This is a genomic window from Kitasatospora sp. NPDC059817, from assembly GCF_042731835.1.
Classification (GTDB): domain Bacteria; phylum Actinomycetota; class Actinomycetes; order Streptomycetales; family Streptomycetaceae; genus Kitasatospora.
The window spans coordinates 1-1473 of sequence record NZ_JBHWIR010000431.1; the positions used below are offsets into that span (position 1 = coordinate 1).

General features: G+C 70.7%; 2 protein-coding genes. One reads left to right on the plus strand and one right to left on the minus strand.

Features of this window, described 5'->3' with window-relative positions:
- Positions 1-698, plus strand: a 698-nt coding sequence (locus ACFV61_RS36025; RefSeq protein ID WP_380496409.1) for an electron transfer flavoprotein subunit alpha/FixB family protein, incomplete at its 5' end; no start/stop codon positions are given.
- A gap of 71 nt (positions 699-769) precedes the next feature.
- Here the strand turns inward: ACFV61_RS36025 and ACFV61_RS36030 are convergent.
- Positions 770-1204, minus strand: coding sequence for a hypothetical protein (locus tag ACFV61_RS36030; RefSeq protein WP_380496411.1), 435 nt, complete (start codon positions 1202-1204; stop codon positions 770-772).
- Positions 1205-1473 lie beyond the last annotated feature (269 nt).

Here is a 1473-nt window from a genome sequence, read left to right on the forward strand (position 1 = left end):
CCGTCCTGGTCACCTCCTCCGGCGAGGGCAAGGAGATCGCCGCCCGCGTCGCACTGCGCCTGGGCTCCGGCATCATCACCGACGCCATCGACCTGCGCGCGGGCGACGGCGGACCGGTCGCCACCCAGTCGGTGTTCGCCGCCTCGTACACCGTCGACTCGCGCGTCAGCAACGGCGTGCCGGTCATCACGGTCAAGCCGAACGCGGTGGCCCCCGAGGCCGTTGCGGGCGCGGGTGCGGTGGAGAACGTGGCGGTGGAGTTCACCGGCAACGCGGCCAAGGTCACCTCGCGCACCCCGCGGGTCTCGACCGGCCGTCCGGAGCTGACCGAGGCCGCGATCGTGGTCTCGGGCGGCCGTGGCGTCGGCGAGGCGGCCGGCTTCGGCGTCGTCGAGGAGCTCGCGGACGCGCTGGGCGCGGCTGTCGGTGCCTCGCGTGCCGCCGTCGACGCGGGCTGGTACCCGCACAGCAACCAGGTCGGCCAGACCGGCAAGCAGGTCTCGCCGCAGCTGTACATCGCGGCCGGCATCTCCGGCGCCATCCAGCACCGGGCGGGCATGCAGACCTCGAAGACCATCGTGGCCGTCAACAAGGACCCGGAGGCCCCGATCTTCGAGCTGGTCGACTACGGCGTGGTCGGCGACCTGTTCGCCGTGCTGCCGCAGCTGACCGCCGAGGTGAAGTCCCGCAAGGGCTGATCCCCGCGCACGACAGTGGGAGGGCGTGGCACCGAGTACCCGGTGCCACGCCCTCCGGCGTGTGGCGGACGCTATTCGGCGAAGGCCGCGAGGTGCTGGGTGAACCCGCCCTGGACGGGCGGCAGCGGGCGCGGCTCGACGTCCGCCGGCGGCTGCGGCCCCTCCATCGGCAGCAGCCGCAGCTCGGGCTGCTCGGAGCCGGGGGCGGACAGCAGCCGCACCCGCGTCCCGACCGGGACGGTGCTGCGCAGCCCGTCGACGATGCACCAGACGTCGAAGCCCTCGGCCATCCGGATCAGGGACTTCTGGCGGACCAGCGGCGTCCGGGCCTGCTCGACCTCGCAGCGCCGGACGACACCGGTGCCCTCGCTGGGCTCCAGCCGCAGCTCGGTGGAGCCGCAGGTGGGGCAGAGCAGCCGCTGGAAGGTCGGGTTGCAGCACCACGAGCAGCGCTGGAAGTACAGCGTGGTGCTCCGGGTGTCGGCATCGATGGCTGAGTGGACCACGCTGTCATCTCCCTGCGCTCGGACCGGCTTGTTCGGCAGAAGTTCGGCAGAAAAAAGGATAGGGAACTCAGTGCCGCCATGTGAAGGCACTGAGTTCCCTTTTTGCCGCGTGGGTGCATAATGAAGGGTACTGAGTACCGTCGTGAAACAGGAGTGGCGATCATGAGCCAGGAGTTCGATCTCTTCCGTATCTCCGAGGAGCACGAGATGCTCCGTGAGGCGGTGCGTTCGCTGGCCGAGGCGAAGATCGCTCCGTTCGCGGCGGAGGT